The organism is Streptomyces sp. NPDC040405 (genome assembly GCF_055595765.1).
The window spans coordinates 258,599-274,464 of the sequence record NZ_JBVIVI010000008.1; the positions used below are offsets into that span (position 1 = coordinate 258,599).

The window sequence follows — 15,866 nt, forward strand, 5'->3', positions numbered from 1 at the left end:
GATCGACCCCCTTTTCGTCGTCTGCCCCCCGAGGTCGGGGGAGGGGGGTCGCTGTTGTTTTTGTGTTGTGTGTTGTCTCTCTCCCCGCCCCCGACCCCCCCCCCCCTCGCCCGCAGCACCGCCTCCTCGCCCGCGTACTGCTCCAGACAGCCGCGCCCGCCGCACGCGCACGCGGGCCCTTCGGGCCGCACCGGCACATGGCCCAGCTCGCCCGCGAAGCCGTGCGTGCCGCGCAGCAGCCGCCCGTCGAGCACGACCGCGGCACCGATGCCGATTTCGGCCGAGACATGGACGAAGTCGCGCGGCGCCGGGTCATGGCCGCCCCGCCACAGCTCGGCGAGCGCCCCGAGGTTGGCCTCGTTGTCGACGGTCAGCGGCAGCCCGGGCAGCGCGGCGCGCAGGACCGGGCCGATGTCCACCCCGTCCCAGCCGAGGTTGGGGGCGCGTACGACCAGCGACGAGTCGCGCGCCACCAGGCCGGGCACCGCCACCGCGAGCCCGGCCGGTCGCAGCCCCTCGCGCGCCGCCTCCGCCGCCACCTGCCGGACCAGATCGGCGAGCCGGGCGAGCGCCGGGCCCACGGCGCGGTCCCGGTTCGCCGACGCCACCTCCGTACGGGCCCGCACCCGGCCGCCGAGGTCCACCGCGCAGACGGCCAGATGGTCCACGCCTATCTCCGCGCCGATCCCGGCCGGACCGCGCTCGTTGAGCTGCAGCGCGCTGCCGGGGCGGCCGACCGTGCCGGGCCGGGACGGGCCCAGCTCGACCAGCAGCCCGTCCCGGATCAGCTCGTCCACCAGCGTGGAGACCGCGGCCCGGGTCAGTCCCACCCGGGTCGCGACGGACGCGCGGGAGAGCGGTCCGTGCGCGGCCACGGCGTGCAGCGCGAGGGAGAGATTGCGGCGGCGCATCGCCTGCTGGGTGTTGGGCAGTGGCGCTGCCACCGTCGTCGTCTCCTCTCGTGCGGCTTGCCTCGTACGGTCCGTCTCGTACAGCGGAGGGGTCAGGCCCGGCGCAGCAGTCCGTCCGCGTCGGACAGCACCCGTGCGATGCGCTCCCGCGCCTCCTCGTCGCGCTCCACCGCCTCGTACGACGGCCCCTCCGCCGTCGCCCAGCGGCGCGCCACCGCCGCCGGGTCCTCGCCCAGCGCCAGCCCCGCGGCCTGGGCGGCGGCGCCGAGGGCGACCAGCTCCTGGGCGCGCGGCACCTGGACGGGGCGGCCGCTCAGCCGCCGTACCGTCTCGCGCCAGGCCGTCCCCTTGGCGCCGCCGCCGATGAGCAGAAGCGGCGTGTCGGGGGCCGCGTCCGCGTCCAGCACCTGGTCGAGGGCGGTCAGCAGGGTGAAGACGGCGCCGTCGTAGGCGGCCTGGAGGAGCCCGCCCGGCGTGGTGTCGTGGCGCAGCCCGTGCAGCAGCCCGGAGGCATGGGGCAGGTTCGGGGTGCGCTCGCCGTCGAGGAACGGGAGCAGCACGGCCTGGCCGCCCGGCTCCACCGCCTCCCGGTCCCGGCCCAGCAGCGCCGCGACCTTGTCGACGGCGAGCGTGCAGTTGAGGGTGCAGGCCAGCGGAAGCCAGGCGTCACGGGCGTCGGCGAACCCGGCGACCATCCCGGTGGGGTCGGTGGGCCGGTGCTCCGAGACCGCGTAGACGGTGCCGGAGGTGCCGAGGCTGAGCACCGGCTGCCCCGGGCGCAGCCCGAGCCCGAGGGCCGCGGCCATGTTGTCGCCGGTGCCGGTGGCCACCAGGGCGCCGGTGGGCAGCGGCAGGTCCGGCAGGTCCCGTACCGTCCCGGCCGCCTCGCCGTGCCGCAGCACACGCGGCAGCAGGCCGGTGGAGAGCCCGACCCGGCCGAGGATCTCCTCGTCGTACGTTTCGGTGCCGGACGCCCACCAGCCGGTTCCCGAGGCGTCGCCGCGGTCGGTCGTGCCGTATCCGGTGAGCCGTTCGGTGAGGTAGTCGTGGGGGAGCCGGACGGCCGCGGTGGCGCGGGCCGCCTCCGGCTCGTTTTCCCTGAGCCAGGCCCATTTGGTGACGGTGAACGACGCCGCGGGCACGCTGCCGACCCGCTCCGCCCACGCCTTGGGGCCGCCCAGCTCCTCGACCAGCCGGTCGCGCTGCGGCGCCGAGCGCACGTCGTTCCACAGCAGCGCGGGGCGCACCGGACGGCCCGAGGAGTCCAGCGTCACCAGCCCGTGCTGCTGGCCGCCGACGGAGACCGCGGCCGCCCGCCGGGCGTGCGGACCGCACTGCCGCAGCGCCTCCGCCAGCGCCTCCCACCACTGTTCGGGATCGCTCTCCTTGCCCTCGCCGCCGCTTCCGCCGCCGACCGTGTGCGGACCTTGACCGCGTGCGACGACCCGGCCGGTCGCGGCGTCGACGACCAGTGCCTTGGTCGACTGCGTGGAGCTGTCCACGCCGACGACGAGCGGTCCTTCCGGCTCGGGCATGGCTGCTGCTGCCATCTCGCGCTCTCCCTTGCGTCCCTGTGTGCTGCGACGAGTCTTTCGCGGCCTGAGTGGGGCTTCCCCGGAATGCTCGCGCATACTAATTTGTAAAGCGCCATGACGAAATAGGCGAGGGAGCTGCGATGAGCTACAACCCCACCCCTGAGGACAGGTTCACCTTCGGCCTGTGGACGGTCGGCTGGCAGGGCCGGGACCCGTTCGGGGACGCCACCCGCCCGGCGCTCGACCCCGTCGAGTCCGTCACCCGGCTCGCCGAACTCGGCGCGTACGGCGTCACCTTCCACGACGACGACCTCATCCCGTTCGGTGCCTCGGAGACCGAGCGCGAGTCGCACATCAAGCGCTTCCGGCAGGCCCTGGACGCCACCGGCATGACCGTGCCCATGGCCACCACCAATCTGTTCACCCATCCGGTCTTCAAGGACGGCGCCTTCACCGCCAACGACCGGGACGTCCGCCGCTACGCCCTCCGCAAGACCCTGCGCAACATCGACCTCGCCGTCGAGCTGGGCGCGAAGACCTATGTGGCCTGGGGCGGCCGCGAGGGCGCGGAATCCGGTGGCGCCAAGGACGTGCGCGCCGCGCTCGACCGGATGAAGGAGGCGTTCGACCTGCTCGGCGCGTACGTCACCGAGCAGGGCTACGATCTGCGCTTCGCCATCGAGCCCAAGCCCAACGAGCCGCGCGGTGACATCCTGCTGCCCACCGTCGGCCACGCCCTCGCCTTCATCGAGCGGCTGGAGCGGCCCGAGCTGTACGGGGTGAACCCCGAGGTCGGCCACGAGCAGATGGCCGGGTTGAACTTCCCGCACGGCATCGCCCAGGCGCTGTGGGCGGGCAAACTCTTCCACATCGACCTCAACGGCCAGTCCGGCATCAAGTACGACCAGGACCTGCGGTTCGGGGCGGGCGATCTGCGGGCCGCCTTCTGGCTCGTCGACCTGCTGGAGACGGCGGGCTACGAGGGCCCGCGCCACTTCGACTTCAAGCCGCCGCGCACCGAGGACTTCGCGGGCGTCTGGGCGTCCGCCGCGGGGTGCATGCGCAACTACCTCATCCTCAAGGAGCGGGCGGCGGCCTTCCGCGCCGACCCGGAGGTCCGGGAGGCGCTGCGCGCCTCGCGCCTGGACGAGCTGGCCCGGCCCACCCTGGACGAGGGCGAGACCCCGGCCGCGCTGCTCGCCGACCGCACCGCCTTCGAGGGGTTCGACGTCGAGGCCGCCGCCGGACGCGGCATGGCCTTCGAGCGCCTGGACCAGCTCGCCATGGACCATCTGCTGGCCGCGCGCGGCTGACCATGACCGGCCGCCGGTCCCGCCCCCCGACGGGACCGGCGGCCGGAGTTCACCGGACCCGACGGACCGACAGGGCCTGCCGGACCCGCCGGATCAGGACGGCTGCCATCCGGCGAGCCAGTCCGCGATCTCGTAGTCGGCGGCCTGCGCGTCGGTCAGCTGCGGCCGGTCGCCGCTGGCCGTACCGGAACCGGAGCCCGTGTTCTTGTACTCCGCGAAGCGGTCGTCCTTCCAGGAGAAGCCGCTCATGTCCGTCCACGGCGTGGTTTTGACCGCCGCCGACAGGGAGGTGTTGCGGACGACCGTCTGCGGATCGAGGCTCGCGTCCCCGCCCGCGTGCCAGGGGCGGCCGAGGTAGAAGGACCGGCTGGTGACGTCCCCGCTGATGGTGCTGTTGATGAACAGGAAGCCCTTCTTCCCGGCCGCGGTCGAGGGCGCCGCGACATAGCCGCCGGAGCTGCCGTCGTACCGCTTGACGAGCCGGATCGTCGACTTGTCGATGACGGCGGAGGCGCGGCCGAAGACGAAGTCGACATTGCCCTGGATCACGGCGTTGTTGACGTACACCCGGCCGGTCTTGTCCTTGCTCGCGGAGTCGAGCAGCAGGGTGTCCTGGTCGCCGACCGCACCGATGTCGTCCAGCACGATCTTGTCGGCCGCGGTGCGCAGCGCGACCGCCTGCTTGTCGGTGATGCTCGTGTTGGCCTCGTTGAAGTCGTTCACGAACTGCAGATGGCGCGCCTGGAAGTCGTCCGCCTCGACGGCGACGGTCGCACTGCCGCCGGTTCCGTAGGTCCCGCCGCCGGGCTTGGGGGTGCCGGAGGCGTTGTTGTAGACGATCGTCACGTCGCCCTTGTTGCCGGTGCTGCCCACCAGCCGGATGTGCGGCTTGTTGGAGGGGATCTTCACGGTCTCCCGGTACGTACCGGGCTTGACGGAGATGGTGACCGCGGAGGAGTTGTTCGCCGGGACCGCGTTGACGGCCGCCTGGACGGTCGTGTATTGACCGCTGCCGTCCTTGGCGACGACGAGGGTCGCCGCCGCGGCGGAACCGGCCGCGTGGGCCCGGCCGCTGTCGCCGAGCCAGCCGGTGGCCGGAACGGCGATCAGCGTGGCGCCGGCGGCGAAGGCCAGCGGGCCGATGAGCGGACCGGGGCGGCGGCGCCGGGAGCGCGGACGCGATGGGGGCATGGGGGATCTCCGTCCCGTGAAGGCGTGTGCGGGGGGTGTTCTGACGCCCTACGGTTGCCGCGCCCCCGCGAAAGGTTGCCGCCCCGCCGACGGTGGAACCCGACGGCGGGGCAGCGTCCGTACCCCCGGACGCCGCCCGACCGCCGGACGCCGCCCCGCTCCGATCCGGTGTCGCGTCAGTCCGGCACGACCATCGCCAGGGCGGCCTCCGGATCCTGCGCCGAGGGACCGGCGGGCCACCAGCGGCCCCGGTCCTTGCGATACGGCCACCAGCGCCCGTCGCGTCCGTAGCGCACCTGGGCATCGGCCCCCACCGCCGTCCAGCGGTTGCCCGCCGCGCGCAGCCTGGGCGCCCGCTCGCCCTCCTCCCAGGCGGCGGCCAGCTGGGCGCGGGCGCGGGCCAGGGCCTCGGCTTCCGGCGTCCACTCCTCCTCCAGCACGGTGACCGCGGCCGCCCCGCCGTGCTCCCAGGCCCGTACGGCGCGGGCCAGATCGACGCGGTCGCGTCCGCAGTCCGCGGCGAGCCGGGCGGCGATCGCGGCCGGGGGACCGGCCGCGGTCAGCCGCACCGTGTCCTGCCACCGCGTCAGCGCGGCCGGGACGGGGGAGGCGGCATGGCCGGGCGCCAGCGCCTCGGCCAGCAGCCGCTGGGCGCGTACGGCGGCGTCCGCCGCGAGGAACTCCAGCGCGGCGACGTCCAGCCCGGGCGCCGGGTCCGTACCACCGGCGAGCGCCGGGGACCGGCCGGGCGCGGCGACGGGCGGCGGGGGAGCGGGCAGCGCGGCCGGACCGGGCGCGGCGAACGCCTCCCGGGCCGGTACGCCCTCCGGGGCCGCGGCGGGCGTCTCCTCCCCGGTCCGCGGGGCGTGCCGGGCGGCGTGCGCGACGCTGCGCACCTGCAGCTCGTCCAGCAGCTCCCGCTCCCCGCGCCCGCGCATCAGCAGCAGCAGATACGGGTCCTCGTCCAGCAGCCGGGCGACCTGGTAGCACAGCGCGGCGGTGTGCGGGCAGTGGTCCCACGCCTCGCACGCGCACTCCGGCTCCAGATCGCCTATCCCCGGCAGCAGATCGACGCCCACGGCGGCCGCGTCCTCGACGAGCTGCGGCGGCATGTCGCGGTCGAGCAGCGCGGCGATGTGCCCCGAGCGCTCCGCGACCACCCCCAGCAGCCGGTCCCACTCGTCATCGTCCAGCTCCTGCAGCAGCACGTCGGAGCGGTACGGGGTGCGGTCCCGGTCCCGTACCACCGCGGTGATCCGCCCCGGACGTACGCACACCGCGCCGACCGCGCCGTCGCGCGCGTGCTTGCGGCCGCGCTTCAGATGCCCGTTGTCCAGTGCGGTGTCCTCCAGGGCCTTCAGCCATGCCCGGCCCCACCAGGTGAGGGCGAAGCCGCGGCCGTGGGCGGGCGGCAGGGCGGCGAGAGTGCGCTCGGGGCGTGCGCCGGGCGCGTCCTCGGCGTACCCGCTCTCCTCGGTGTCCCCGGTTCGGTTCATCGCTCGCTCCCCCTCAGCTCCACCAGCTCCGCGAGCTGGGCGTCGGTCAGTTCGGTCAGCGCGCTCTCGCCGGAGCCCAGCACCGCGTCGGCCAGCTCCCGTTTGCGCTCCAGCATCGCGGCGATCCGGTCCTCCACGGTGCCCTCCGCGATGAGGCGGTGGACCTGCACCGGCTGGGTCTGGCCGATGCGGTACGCGCGGTCGGTGGCCTGGGCCTCGACGGCCGGGTTCCACCAGCGGTCGTAGTGCACGACGTGGCCCGCGCGGGTGAGGTTCAGCCCGGTGCCCGCCGCCTTCAGCGACAGCAGGAACACCGGCGCCTCGCCGTCCTGGAAGCGCCGCACCATCTCCTCGCGGCGTGCCACCGGCGTACCGCCGTGCAGCAGCTGGGCCGGTACGCCGCGCGCGGCCAGGTGGCCTTCGAGGATCCGGGCCATCTGCACGTACTGGGTGAAGACCAGGACGCTCGCGCCCTCGGCGAGGATGGTGTCCAGCAGCTCGTCGAGCAGTTCCAGCTTCCCGGACCGGCCGGGGACCACGGGCCGGTCCTCCTTCAGATACTGCGCGGGGTGGTTGCAGATCTGCTTCAGCCCGGTCAGCAGCTTGACGATGAGCCCGCGTCGTTCGAGCCCGCCGGTGCCCTCGATCTCCGCGAGGATCTCCCGCACCACCGCCTCGTACAGCCCGGCTTGCTCCTTGGTGAGCGCGACGGCCCGGTCCGTCTCGGTCTTGGGGGGAAGTTCGGGCGCGATACCCGGGTCGGACTTGCGGCGTCGCAGCAGAAAGGGCCGGACCAGCTTCGCCAGCCGCGCGGCGGCGGCCGGGTCGCTGCCGCTCTCCACCGCCTGGGCGTAGCGCCTGCGGAACGCGTCATGGGTGCCCAGCACCCCGGGCGTGGTCCAGTCGAGGATCGCCCACAGCTCGGAGAGGTTGTTCTCGATGGGGGTGCCGGAGAGCGCGACGCGCGCGTGGGCGCCGATGGTGCGCAGCCGCTTGGCCGTCGCCGAGAACGGGTTCTTGACGTGCTGCGCCTCGTCGGCGACGACCATTCCCCAGGGGCCCGCCTCGGCCAGCCGTTGCGCGTCGAGCCGCATCGTGCCGTATGTGGTCAGGACGAACTCCCCGTCCGCGAGGCCGTCCAGGCTGCGCGCCGTGCCGTGGAAGCGGCGCACCGGAGTACCCGGCGCGAACCGCTCGATCTCGCGCCGCCAGTTCCCCATCAGCGACGTCGGGCAGACCACCAGGGTGGGCCCGGCGGCCTCGGGCACGTCCTGCCGGTGCAGATGCAGCGCGATCAGGGTGATGGTCTTGCCGAGCCCCATGTCGTCGGCGAGACAGCCGCCGAGGCCGAGCGACGTCATCCGGACCAGCCAGTCCAGACCGCGCAGCTGGTAGTCGCGCAGGGTGGCGGCCAGGGCCGCGGGCTGGGCGACGGGCGGCCCGCCGTCGTACTCCCCGGGCCGGGCGTCCTCCCCGGGCCGGGCGAGGCGGTCGCGCAGCGCGGCCAGCCAGCCGGTGGCCCGCACCTCGACCTCGGCGCCGTCCGCCTCCGCGCGGCCGGTGAGGACGGCGCCGAGCGCGTCCACGGGGACGAGCTTGCGGTCCTGACGGTCGCGGGCGCGCCGCGCCGACTCGGGGTCCAGGACCACCCACTGGTCGCGCAGCCGCACCACCGGGCGCCCGGCCTCGGCGAGCCGGTCCAGCTCCTCCCGGGTCAGCTCCTGGTCGCCGACGGCGAACCGCCAGCTGAAGCGGAGCAGCGCGTCGGCGGAGAGGAAGGAGGGCGGGCGGGGCCCCTGGGCCCGCTCGGGGTCGTCCTCCTCGTCCGGGCCGACGACGGCGCGCGCGGTGAGCCCGCGCACCAGCTCCTTGGGCCAGTGCACCTTCACCCCCGCGGCGTCCAGCGCCCCGGTCGCCGGGCCCAGCAGCTCGGTGACCTCCTCGTCGGCGAGGTCGACCGCCTCGGGTACGGCGGCGGACAGCAGCGGGGCGAGCGGCGCCCAGGCGCGGGCCGCGCGCCGCAGGGTGAGCAGGGCGTCCATCCGGGCCCGGGGGCCGAGCGCCGCACCGGCGGGCGCGGTGCCCGCCCACACCTCCGCGGCGTCCGCGACCAGGGACGGGTCGGTGAGGCTGTGCAGCTGGAGGACGGCGCGGAAGCGGGGGCCGCCGCCGGGGCCGATTCCGTGGAGCAGTTCGATACGGAGCGACAGCCGTACGCCCGCGTCGTGCCCGGCGGCCACGTCGGCCGCCCAGGCGCGCTGTTCGGGCATCCGCCGCGGGGCGGTGGCGGCGAAGGCGGGGCCGCCCGCGGCCACGGAAGCGGCGGGGGAGCGCGGCAGCCCGTCCGCGACGGCGTCGAGGAACGCGCGCAGCTGCCGTTCGGGGTCGGGCAGCAGCGGGGGGTCGGTGCCGGGCAGCGGCACCGCGTGGGCGGCGGCGGGCATGGCGGCGGCCAGCTCCCGCACCCGTTCCAGGTCGTCCCCGTCGAGCGGGCCGACGCGCCAGGCGTCGTGGTCGGTGGCGGTGAGCCCGGGCAGCAGGCGGCCGCGGGCGGCGAGTTGCAGGGCGAGGACGGCGGCGGCACCCCAGAAGGCCGTCGCCGGGTCGGTGCCTCCCCGGTCCGACGGATCTCCGCCCTGCGCGGCGGCCCGTGCCCGGGCCCGGGTGAGCACGGGCAGCGCGTCGGACAGCGGCAGCACCCGCGCGTGTACGGCACGGGTACGGACACCGGGGCCGTCCGGGACGACGACGGTCAGCTCCTCGGTGGAGCCGGATGGCCCGCCGGGCGGCGGTCCGTCCGGCCGCCAGAAGGCGATGCGCCCGGCGCGCGAGGGGTCGGCCTGCAGGAAGACGGCGGTGGAGCGGCAGAGTTCGGCGATCTCGGAGGGCGTGGTCGCGGAGGGTGGGGTCACAGCTCTGACGCATTCCTCAAATTTGACTACCGGAGTGGGCGGCCGAGGGTACAGGACGGCGGCGCGGATGTGGAACCGGCGGCCGCCGGTGTCCGTTGTGAGGAGTGAATACGGCTATGGGCCGGGTGAAGGAGGCGGGTGCGATGTCCACGCGCGCGAAGGTCGCCACCGGAGGTGTGGTGGCCGGTGTGATCCTGCTGTGGCTGCTGCCCTTCTGGGCCGCGCTGCTGGTGATGGTCGGTGTGCCGGTGGCCGCCTATCTGCTGCTGGACCCGTCGCAGCGGCGCAGGCTGCGCGGCGTCTCCCGCAAGCAGCTGGGGCGCTGACCCGGCGGCCCGGCGCCGACCGGCCGCCCCGGCGCCCGGGTGAGGTGTCGGATCGCCGGCCGGGTTCGGGAGCGGGGGCGACGCGCGCCTGGGAGTGACCGCGCAATACCGATCGCGGATCGTCCCGGCTCCCCACCCCGGCCGGTCACAGTCGCGCCCGGCCGGGCCCTCGTGGTCCGTCCGCGGCGCTTCGCAGGGCGTCCGTAGCCACCCGTCCGCAGCACCCCGCGGCCGTCGGTCGGGAGGCCGTCCACGGGGTGTCTGCGAGCTGTTCCCGCACTCTGGCTCAGTGCGGTCGTACGGCCAGCTCGTCCAGTGCCGTCAGCAGCCCCGGCAGCTCCGGGCCGCGGCCGACCGGCAGCACCTCGCCCGGCGCCTCGTCCAGCAGCACGAACGCGATGTCGTCGGTCCGCGCCACCATGCTCCAGCCCGGCCCGTCCGCCCGCAGCGTCCGCGCGTCACCCGCGGCGAACGCGGAACGGATCCGGCCCAGCGGCGGAGGCGTGTCCAGATAGCCGCGCGCCTCCTCCAGGACGCGCCGCACGCCCCCGTGCGGCTTCTCGCCCGGGGCCACGAACGTCACCTCGCCGTCCACCTGTTCGCGCCAGATCGCCCACTGGAGCGCGATCTCGTCCGCGCCGAGCCGCCGCTGCGGCGGACCCCACTGCCCGGAGTCCGGCGGTGCGAGCGGCGGCCGGGCCGTGTCTCCGGCCTGGGTGTCGGGTGCGGGGTCGTGGGGTGCCGGGACGCCCGGAGCGGCCACCGCCACCGCGAGCGGCCAGCCGGGCAGGGAGGCGAGCATGGACCGGTCGTCGAGCGACAGCTCGTACTCCATGCCGCAGTCCCAGGTCGCGATGGCGCACGCCACGAGCGACACATCGTCGGTGACCACCGTCCAGCGGGCGCCCTTGCCGTCCTGGCCCAGCACCAGGCCGTAGCCCGGCTCGTAGGGCTCCAGCCCGAGCGCGGCGCACGCCTCGGGATAGTCGTCGCCGAGCACACTCGGGAACTGTGCGGGCGTCAGCAGCACGGCGGTCAGCACATACAGCGCGTCCTCGCCCGACTCCTCCGTGGCGGACACGGCAGCCTCCTCTTGCTGTTCTTCGTCGGGCGCACCCTAACCAGCCGGTAGGCGCGGCGTCGAGACTCCGTACCGCGGTCGGCGTCAGCTTTCGTCCCTGGCCCGCAGTGCGTCCAGGGTGCGCCGCAGCCAGGACAGTTCGGCCTGTCCGGCGGCGCGCGCGAGGGTGAGGACGCCGCGCCGGAAGGGATCCTCCACCTCCTCCGCGCGCAGCGGTCGGTCGTCCTCGTAGAAGAAGGAGGAGGGACGGCGCAGATGGGCCAGGCGGCGTTCGAGCACGGCCGACTGGCGCGCCGGGTCGTCCAGATGCCGCAGGAACGACAGCAGGACGAACCAGCGGTTCTCGTCCGTGATGTCCACCTCGGCCGGATCCGCGAGACGGCGGCGCAGCTCCGTTCGCCCCTCGACCGTCAGGGTCAGGACGTGTCGGGGTGCGGCCCCCGCGCCCGGCCGGGTCTCCCGGGCCAGCAGCCCCGCCTTCTCCAGCCGCTTGATCGCCGGGTAGAGGGTGCTCTCGGCCACCGGCCTGACGTGCCCGGTCAGCGCGGTGATGCGTTTGCGCAGCTCGTAGCCGTGCAGCGGCGCGTCATGGAGGAAGCCGAGGATGGCGAGTTCGAGCATGCCCGCATTGTGGCGCACCGCTGCGCACCTCGACGGCGCGGTGCGTCCATGACGATGAGCCCGCCCGAGCGTCAGTCCTGACGGACCGCGAGGGCCAGGAAGCGTGTGTCCTCGTCCGTGTACGCGTCCAGTCGCCAGCCGCAACGGGCCAGCAGCGGCCGCAGATTGGGCTCGGCCCGCAGATCGTCCGGGGTGAGCGGTCGTCCGTGGCGGGCGGCGAGCGCGGCCCGCCCCACCGGGTGGAACAGCGCGAACGATCCGCCGGGGCGCACCACTCGGGCCAGCTCGCGCAGCCCGGCCCGGGGGTCGGTGAGATGCGAGATCAGTCCGGCGCCGAAGACCGCGTCGAGACAGCCGTCGCGCAGCGGCAGCCGGGCGACATCCGCGAGGGCGAGCACCCCGTCCCGGTCCCGCCCGGCGCGTACGGCCGCCGCCAGCATGGCGGGCGTGAGGTCGAAGCCCAGCACGGTCCCGCGGGGGCCGACCGCGCCGCGCAGCGCGGGCAGGGCGCGGCCCGTACCGCAGCCCGCGTCGAGCACCGCGTCCCCGGCGTGCAGGCCCAGGTCGGCGACGGCGGCGGCGTAGGCCGGGCCGTCGTCGGGGAAGCGGCTGTCCCAGTCGGCCGCCCGGGGCGTGAAGAAGTCCCTCACGTCGGCCGTGGTGTCTCGGCAGGGGCGCTCGTGGGGCATGCGGGCTCCTCGGTTCGCAGTCCTGTGTAGTCCTGAGAACAGATTCGAGCATTGAACGGTCATTCAAGAAACTGTCTCTGTCAAATTCCAGCAGGTTCGAAATGCGCCCCCCAATGCGCCCCCATGGGGGCTAGCGTCCCTGGCTCATGGGGGGACCCCGAGCGCGCCGCCCGCTCGCGGCGCGTGCCGACCGAGGGAGACCGTCGTGATCAAGCGCCGCGCAGCCGCAGTCCGCTCTTCGGCCGCTCCCGACCGGAGCCTGCTCGCCCCGGGCTTGCTGGACCCGGGCCTGCTCGACCGGATCCTGGACGCCGGGGCGGCCCGCGCCGGGGGTGTCCGCCATGCCGTGCTGCTCGGGCCGGACGGGACCACTCTCAGCGCGTCCCGCGGGCTCTCCCGCCGGGACGCGAACCACCTGGCCGAGGTCGCGTCCGGATTCCAGGGCCTGGCCAGGAGCGCGGGGCGCCGTGCGCGCCCCGGCCCGGCGCGCCGGACGATGGTCGAGACGGAGAGCGGCACGCTCTTCGTCGCGGCGGCGGGCGGCGGCACCTGCCTGGCCGTGCTGAGCGCCGCGGGCGCCGACCCGGCAACGGCCGCCGCCGAGACGGCCCGGCTCGTGGACCGGGTGGGTGAACATCTGCGGCGCGCTCTCGGCTGACCGTGGAACGCGGGGTTCCCCGCCGGGTAACCGGCGCAGCGTGCCGAGACTGCCGCGAGCGATTGATTTCGGTCGAATCAGGCCACTCTCGGTCTACTCAGCCCGTTCCTCGGCTAGTCGGCGATATCGGCGAGGGCGGAGACCTTCTCGATGCGGACCCGTACCAGCAGCTCGCCCGGGACGCCGTTGCGGGCCCCGAACTGTTCTGCGAGGTCATCGCCGACATAGCGGGCGGCGATCCGGGTGGCCCACTCCCGGACCTCCGCCAGGTCGTCGCTGAGCTCGGCCCTGCCGCGCACCGTGACGAAGGAGAACGGAGGGCGCTCGTCGTCCACGCAGAGGCTGACCCGGGGATCCCGGGCCAGGTTGCGGCCCTTGACCGTGTCCTGCCCGGTGTTGAAGACCAGGTCGTCCCCGTCGAGCAGGAACCAGATGGGCGCGAGGTGCGGGCTTCCATCGGCCCGTACGGTCGCCAGTTTGCCGGTGTGGGTGCCCTCGGAAAGGAATTTCTGCCACTGATCCTTCGACATGTTCTGTGCCATGTCCTCATCTTGCGTCAAGCAGCGCAGAACGGCCGGAGGAACAGGCAGGGCGGGTTGCCCAGACGGCGGCGGTGAGAAAGGCTGGCACGCAGCTGAAGGGGAATCGGGGAGGAACGCCAAATGGCACTCAGCAAGGGCCTCGACTGGTTACTGGACGACCTGACCAACCGGATCGCGCAAGTGCGGCATGTGCTGGTGCTGTCGAACGACGGGCTGGTGACGGGGGCGAGCGCGACGCTCGAACGCCAGGACGCCGAGCACCTCGCGGCGGTCGCCTCCGGGCTGCACAGCCTCGCCAAGGGCTCGGGCAACCACTTCCGGACGGGCCGGGTGCGACAGACCATGGTCGAATTCGAGGAGGGCGTCCTCTTCGTGACGGCCGCGGGTGACGGCAGCTGTCTCTGCGTCCTCAGCGGCCCGGACGCCGATGTCGGACAGGTCGCCTACGAGATGACGCTGCTGGTGAACAGGGTGGGGGAGCATCTGGGCGTCGAGGCCCGGCAGGAGAGCGGCGCCCCGAGCTGACGGTCGGGGCCGGGAGTCCGGGCGGTTATCCACAGGCGGTTGTCCACAGGCCTGACGGACCGTCGTGCCGCGACGCTATCGTCGTCACTGTCAGTGATTGATGGATCGCGGGGGAGGGCTTCGCCATGGCAGTGGTACGAGTGGAGCAGGAGGCGCGGAAGGCGCAGCAGACGGGGGAGGCGCGGGAGCGCCGGAAGCCGTCGGCCCCGGCCGGACCGGGGCAGCCGACGGGCGTCGCGTTCCGCACCGCGGCCCGGATGCTGGGCCTCATGCCGCGCGAGTTCGAGCTGGCCGAGCAGCTGGGGGAGGTGCGCACCATCACCACCCCCGCCGGGCGGCGGGTGGCTCGGGAGGAGCTGGCGCGGCTGACGGGCGCCGAGGGATTCCCGGAGGCGCTGCGCATGCGGCTGCGGGTGGTCGGCACGGCGGAGGGGGCCGAGCTGCTGGACATCAGTCCCGGCCGGCTCACCCGCCTGGCGCGCGGTGGTTTCTTCGCCCCTGCCCAGTTCTATGTCAACCAGTACCGGCGTGTGGTGTGGCTCTATCTGGCGACCGAGCTGGAGGAGTTCGCCACCCGCGAGCCGAGCCTGCTGACCGGCCGCACGCCACCGGGGCTGAGCGCGTCGCTGGCCGCCGGAGAGGACGCACGGGCCGAGGAGTGGCGGACGCGGCGGATCGGCCAGCTGCTCTCCCGGACCCGGGACCCCTGGGAGCGTGCCGGGGTGCTGGCCGCGGTGCTGGACCCCGACGAGCTGGCGGTGGCTGTCGGCGATCCGCACGACCGGGATCATGTGCGGGAGCTGCGCCCCGCGCTCGTCCCGGTGCGCCCCGCCGCGGCCGCGGCGCGCAAGGTGATCGACAGAGTGCAGACGGCGGAGGGCCCCGAGGAGATCCTGCGGTGCCGGGTGGCGCTCGCCGAAGCTGTGCGGGCGGCGCGCCGGGTCCGCCCCGCGCCTCGGCCGGACGCCGCGGTGGCGCCGCTTCCCACCTGCCGCACCCGGCCCCCGGGCCGGTCCGCGCCGGGACGGCCGCGCGGTCTGTGGCGCAGGCTGGTCGGCAAGCGCTGAACCAGGGCGGGGCGCGCCGCTCTGAGGCTCAGCTGTTCTCCGCGGTCTCGCCGCTGTCCGTGCCCCTGCCGCCGTCCGTGGCCTTGTCGCTGTCCGTGGCCTCCTGCGTCGGGGAAAGCGGGCGGAACAGCCCCTCTTGCACCACTGATACGAGAAGTCGGCCCGCGCGGTCGTAGATCCGGCCGCGCGCCAGGCCCCGGCCGCCGGTCGCCACGGGCGACTCCTGGTCGTAGAGGAACCACTCATCGGTACGGAAGGGCCGGTGGAACCACATGGCGTGATCCAGCGAGGCCATGTCGAAGCCCCGCGGTCCCCACAGCGGCTCGACGGGCATCCGCACCGCGTCCAGCAGCATCATGTCGCTCGCGTACGTGAGTGCGCAGGTGTGGACGAGCGGGTCGTCCCCGAGCGGTCCGACCGCGCGCATCCACACCGCGCTGCGGGGTTCCGCTTCCCTCAGCTCCTCATCGGTCCAGCGCAGCCGTTCGACGTACCGGATGTCGAAGGGCTGGCGGCGCTCCATCCGCGCAAGCGACTCGGGGAGGGCCCCCAAGTGCTCGCGGATCTCATCGGAGAGCTTCGGCAGGCTCTCCGGCTCAGGTACCTCGGGCATCGGCAACTGCTGTTCGATGCCCGGCTCCGGACGATGGAAGGAGGCCGTCAGATTGAAGATCGTCCGACCTTGCTGGACGGCGATGACCCGGCGGGTGGTGAAGGAGCGTCCGTCCCGGATCCGCTCCACCTGGTACACGATGGGCACACCCGGCCGACCCGGGCGCAGGAAGTACGCGTGCAGCGAGTGCACCGGGCGCTCCCCGTCGGTGGTGCGCCCGGCGGCCACCAGCGCCTGCCCCGCCACCTGTCCGCCGAACACCCGCTGCAGCGATTCGTCGGGGCTCAGCCCACGGAAGATGTCCACCTCGATCCGTTCCAGATCGAGCAGATCGACCAGGCGTTCGGCGGGGTTGGTCATCGGTGGTGCTCCTTCGCTGAGGTGGT

The 15,866-nt window shown here is 74.3% G+C and carries 14 protein-coding genes and 1 pseudogene; 5 read left to right on the forward strand and 10 right to left on the reverse strand.

Annotated elements, in window-relative coordinates:
* Together ACZ59A_RS30205 and xylB are read right to left on the reverse strand one after the other, a co-directional pair.
* A partial coding sequence (locus ACZ59A_RS30205) for an ROK family transcriptional regulator (RefSeq protein ID WP_470964948.1) occupies window positions 1–944 on the reverse strand: 944 nt, incomplete at its 3' end.
* 59 nt (window positions 945–1,003) lie between these two features.
* Entirely contained in the window at window positions 1,004–2,446 is a 1,443-nt protein-coding gene (gene xylB / locus ACZ59A_RS30210) for a xylulokinase (RefSeq protein ID WP_470965579.1), read from the reverse strand.
* A gap of 140 nt (window positions 2,447–2,586) precedes the next feature.
* On the opposite strand from xylB, the gene xylA reads away from it, so the two are divergent.
* On the forward strand, window positions 2,587–3,759 hold the full coding sequence (gene xylA, locus ACZ59A_RS30215; protein ID WP_470964951.1) for a xylose isomerase: 1,173 nt from the start codon (window positions 2,587–2,589) through the stop codon (window positions 3,757–3,759).
* Window positions 3,760–3,852: 93 nt separating this feature from the next.
* Here xylA and ACZ59A_RS30220 read toward each other — a convergent pair.
* The 3 genes and pseudogenes from ACZ59A_RS30220 to ACZ59A_RS30230 all read right to left on the reverse strand — a co-directional run.
* Window positions 3,853–4,809, reverse strand: a pseudogene (locus tag ACZ59A_RS30220) (pectinesterase family protein); the annotation flags it as partial.
* A 317-nt stretch (window positions 4,810–5,126) separates the two neighbouring features.
* Window positions 5,127–6,446 carry an SWIM zinc finger family protein gene (locus ACZ59A_RS30225; RefSeq protein ID WP_470964954.1) on the reverse strand — a complete coding sequence of 440 codons (1,320 nt, stop codon included), beginning with the start codon at window positions 6,444–6,446 and terminating at the stop codon, window positions 5,127–5,129.
* Window positions 6,443–9,358 carry a DEAD/DEAH box helicase gene (locus ACZ59A_RS30230; RefSeq protein ID WP_470964957.1) on the reverse strand — a complete coding sequence of 972 codons (2,916 nt, stop codon included), beginning with the start codon at window positions 9,356–9,358 and terminating at the stop codon, window positions 6,443–6,445. The genes ACZ59A_RS30225 and ACZ59A_RS30230 overlap by 4 nt, the downstream gene beginning before the upstream one ends.
* 143 nt (window positions 9,359–9,501) lie before the next feature.
* Between ACZ59A_RS30230 and ACZ59A_RS30235 the strand changes: the two genes are divergently transcribed.
* Window positions 9,502–9,684 carry a hypothetical protein gene (locus tag ACZ59A_RS30235; RefSeq protein WP_398298528.1) on the forward strand — a complete coding sequence of 61 codons (183 nt, stop codon included), beginning with the start codon at window positions 9,502–9,504 and terminating at the stop codon, window positions 9,682–9,684.
* Window positions 9,685–9,970: 286 nt separating this feature from the next.
* Here the strand turns inward: ACZ59A_RS30235 and ACZ59A_RS30240 are convergent, their stop codons facing one another.
* The 3 genes from ACZ59A_RS30240 to ACZ59A_RS30250 all read right to left on the reverse strand — a co-directional run bounded on the left by ACZ59A_RS30240 (window position 9,971) and on the right by ACZ59A_RS30250 (window position 12,075).
* On the reverse strand, window positions 9,971–10,765 hold the full coding sequence (locus tag ACZ59A_RS30240; RefSeq protein ID WP_470964960.1) for a hypothetical protein: 795 nt from the start codon (window positions 10,763–10,765) through the stop codon (window positions 9,971–9,973).
* Window positions 10,766–10,849: 84 nt separating this feature from the next.
* Window positions 10,850–11,386, reverse strand: a complete 537-nt coding sequence (locus ACZ59A_RS30245; RefSeq protein WP_470964963.1) for a PadR family transcriptional regulator — start codon at window positions 11,384–11,386, stop codon at window positions 10,850–10,852.
* A 71-nt stretch (window positions 11,387–11,457) separates the two neighbouring features.
* A complete protein-coding gene (locus ACZ59A_RS30250; RefSeq protein ID WP_470964966.1) occupies window positions 11,458–12,075 on the reverse strand; it encodes a class I SAM-dependent methyltransferase in 618 nt (205 codons plus the stop codon).
* A gap of 259 nt (window positions 12,076–12,334) precedes the next feature.
* On the opposite strand from ACZ59A_RS30250, the gene ACZ59A_RS30255 reads away from it, so the two are divergent.
* Complete coding sequence (locus ACZ59A_RS30255; RefSeq protein WP_470965582.1) at window positions 12,335–12,733, forward strand: roadblock/LC7 domain-containing protein; 399 nt, start codon at window positions 12,335–12,337, stop codon at window positions 12,731–12,733.
* Between the two features lie 113 nt (window positions 12,734–12,846).
* On the opposite strand, the gene ACZ59A_RS30260 is transcribed toward ACZ59A_RS30255, so the two are convergent.
* Window positions 12,847–13,275 carry a PPOX class F420-dependent oxidoreductase gene (locus tag ACZ59A_RS30260; RefSeq protein ID WP_470964969.1) on the reverse strand — a complete coding sequence of 143 codons (429 nt, stop codon included), beginning with the start codon at window positions 13,273–13,275 and terminating at the stop codon, window positions 12,847–12,849.
* Between the two features lie 120 nt (window positions 13,276–13,395).
* On the opposite strand from ACZ59A_RS30260, the gene ACZ59A_RS30265 reads away from it, so the two are divergent.
* Window positions 13,396–13,800, forward strand: a complete 405-nt coding sequence (locus ACZ59A_RS30265; RefSeq protein WP_179939323.1) for a roadblock/LC7 domain-containing protein — start codon at window positions 13,396–13,398, stop codon at window positions 13,798–13,800.
* 125 nt (window positions 13,801–13,925) lie between these two features.
* Entirely contained in the window at window positions 13,926–14,867 is a 942-nt protein-coding gene (locus tag ACZ59A_RS30270; RefSeq protein WP_470964973.1) for a DUF6397 family protein, read from the forward strand.
* A gap of 28 nt (window positions 14,868–14,895) precedes the next feature.
* Here the strand turns inward: ACZ59A_RS30270 and ACZ59A_RS30275 are convergent, their stop codons facing one another.
* Window positions 14,896–15,840 (reverse strand): acyl-CoA thioesterase, encoded by a 945-nt coding sequence (locus ACZ59A_RS30275; RefSeq protein WP_470964975.1) that lies wholly within the window; start codon window positions 15,838–15,840, stop codon window positions 14,896–14,898.
* Window positions 15,841–15,866: the final 26 nt, after the last annotated feature.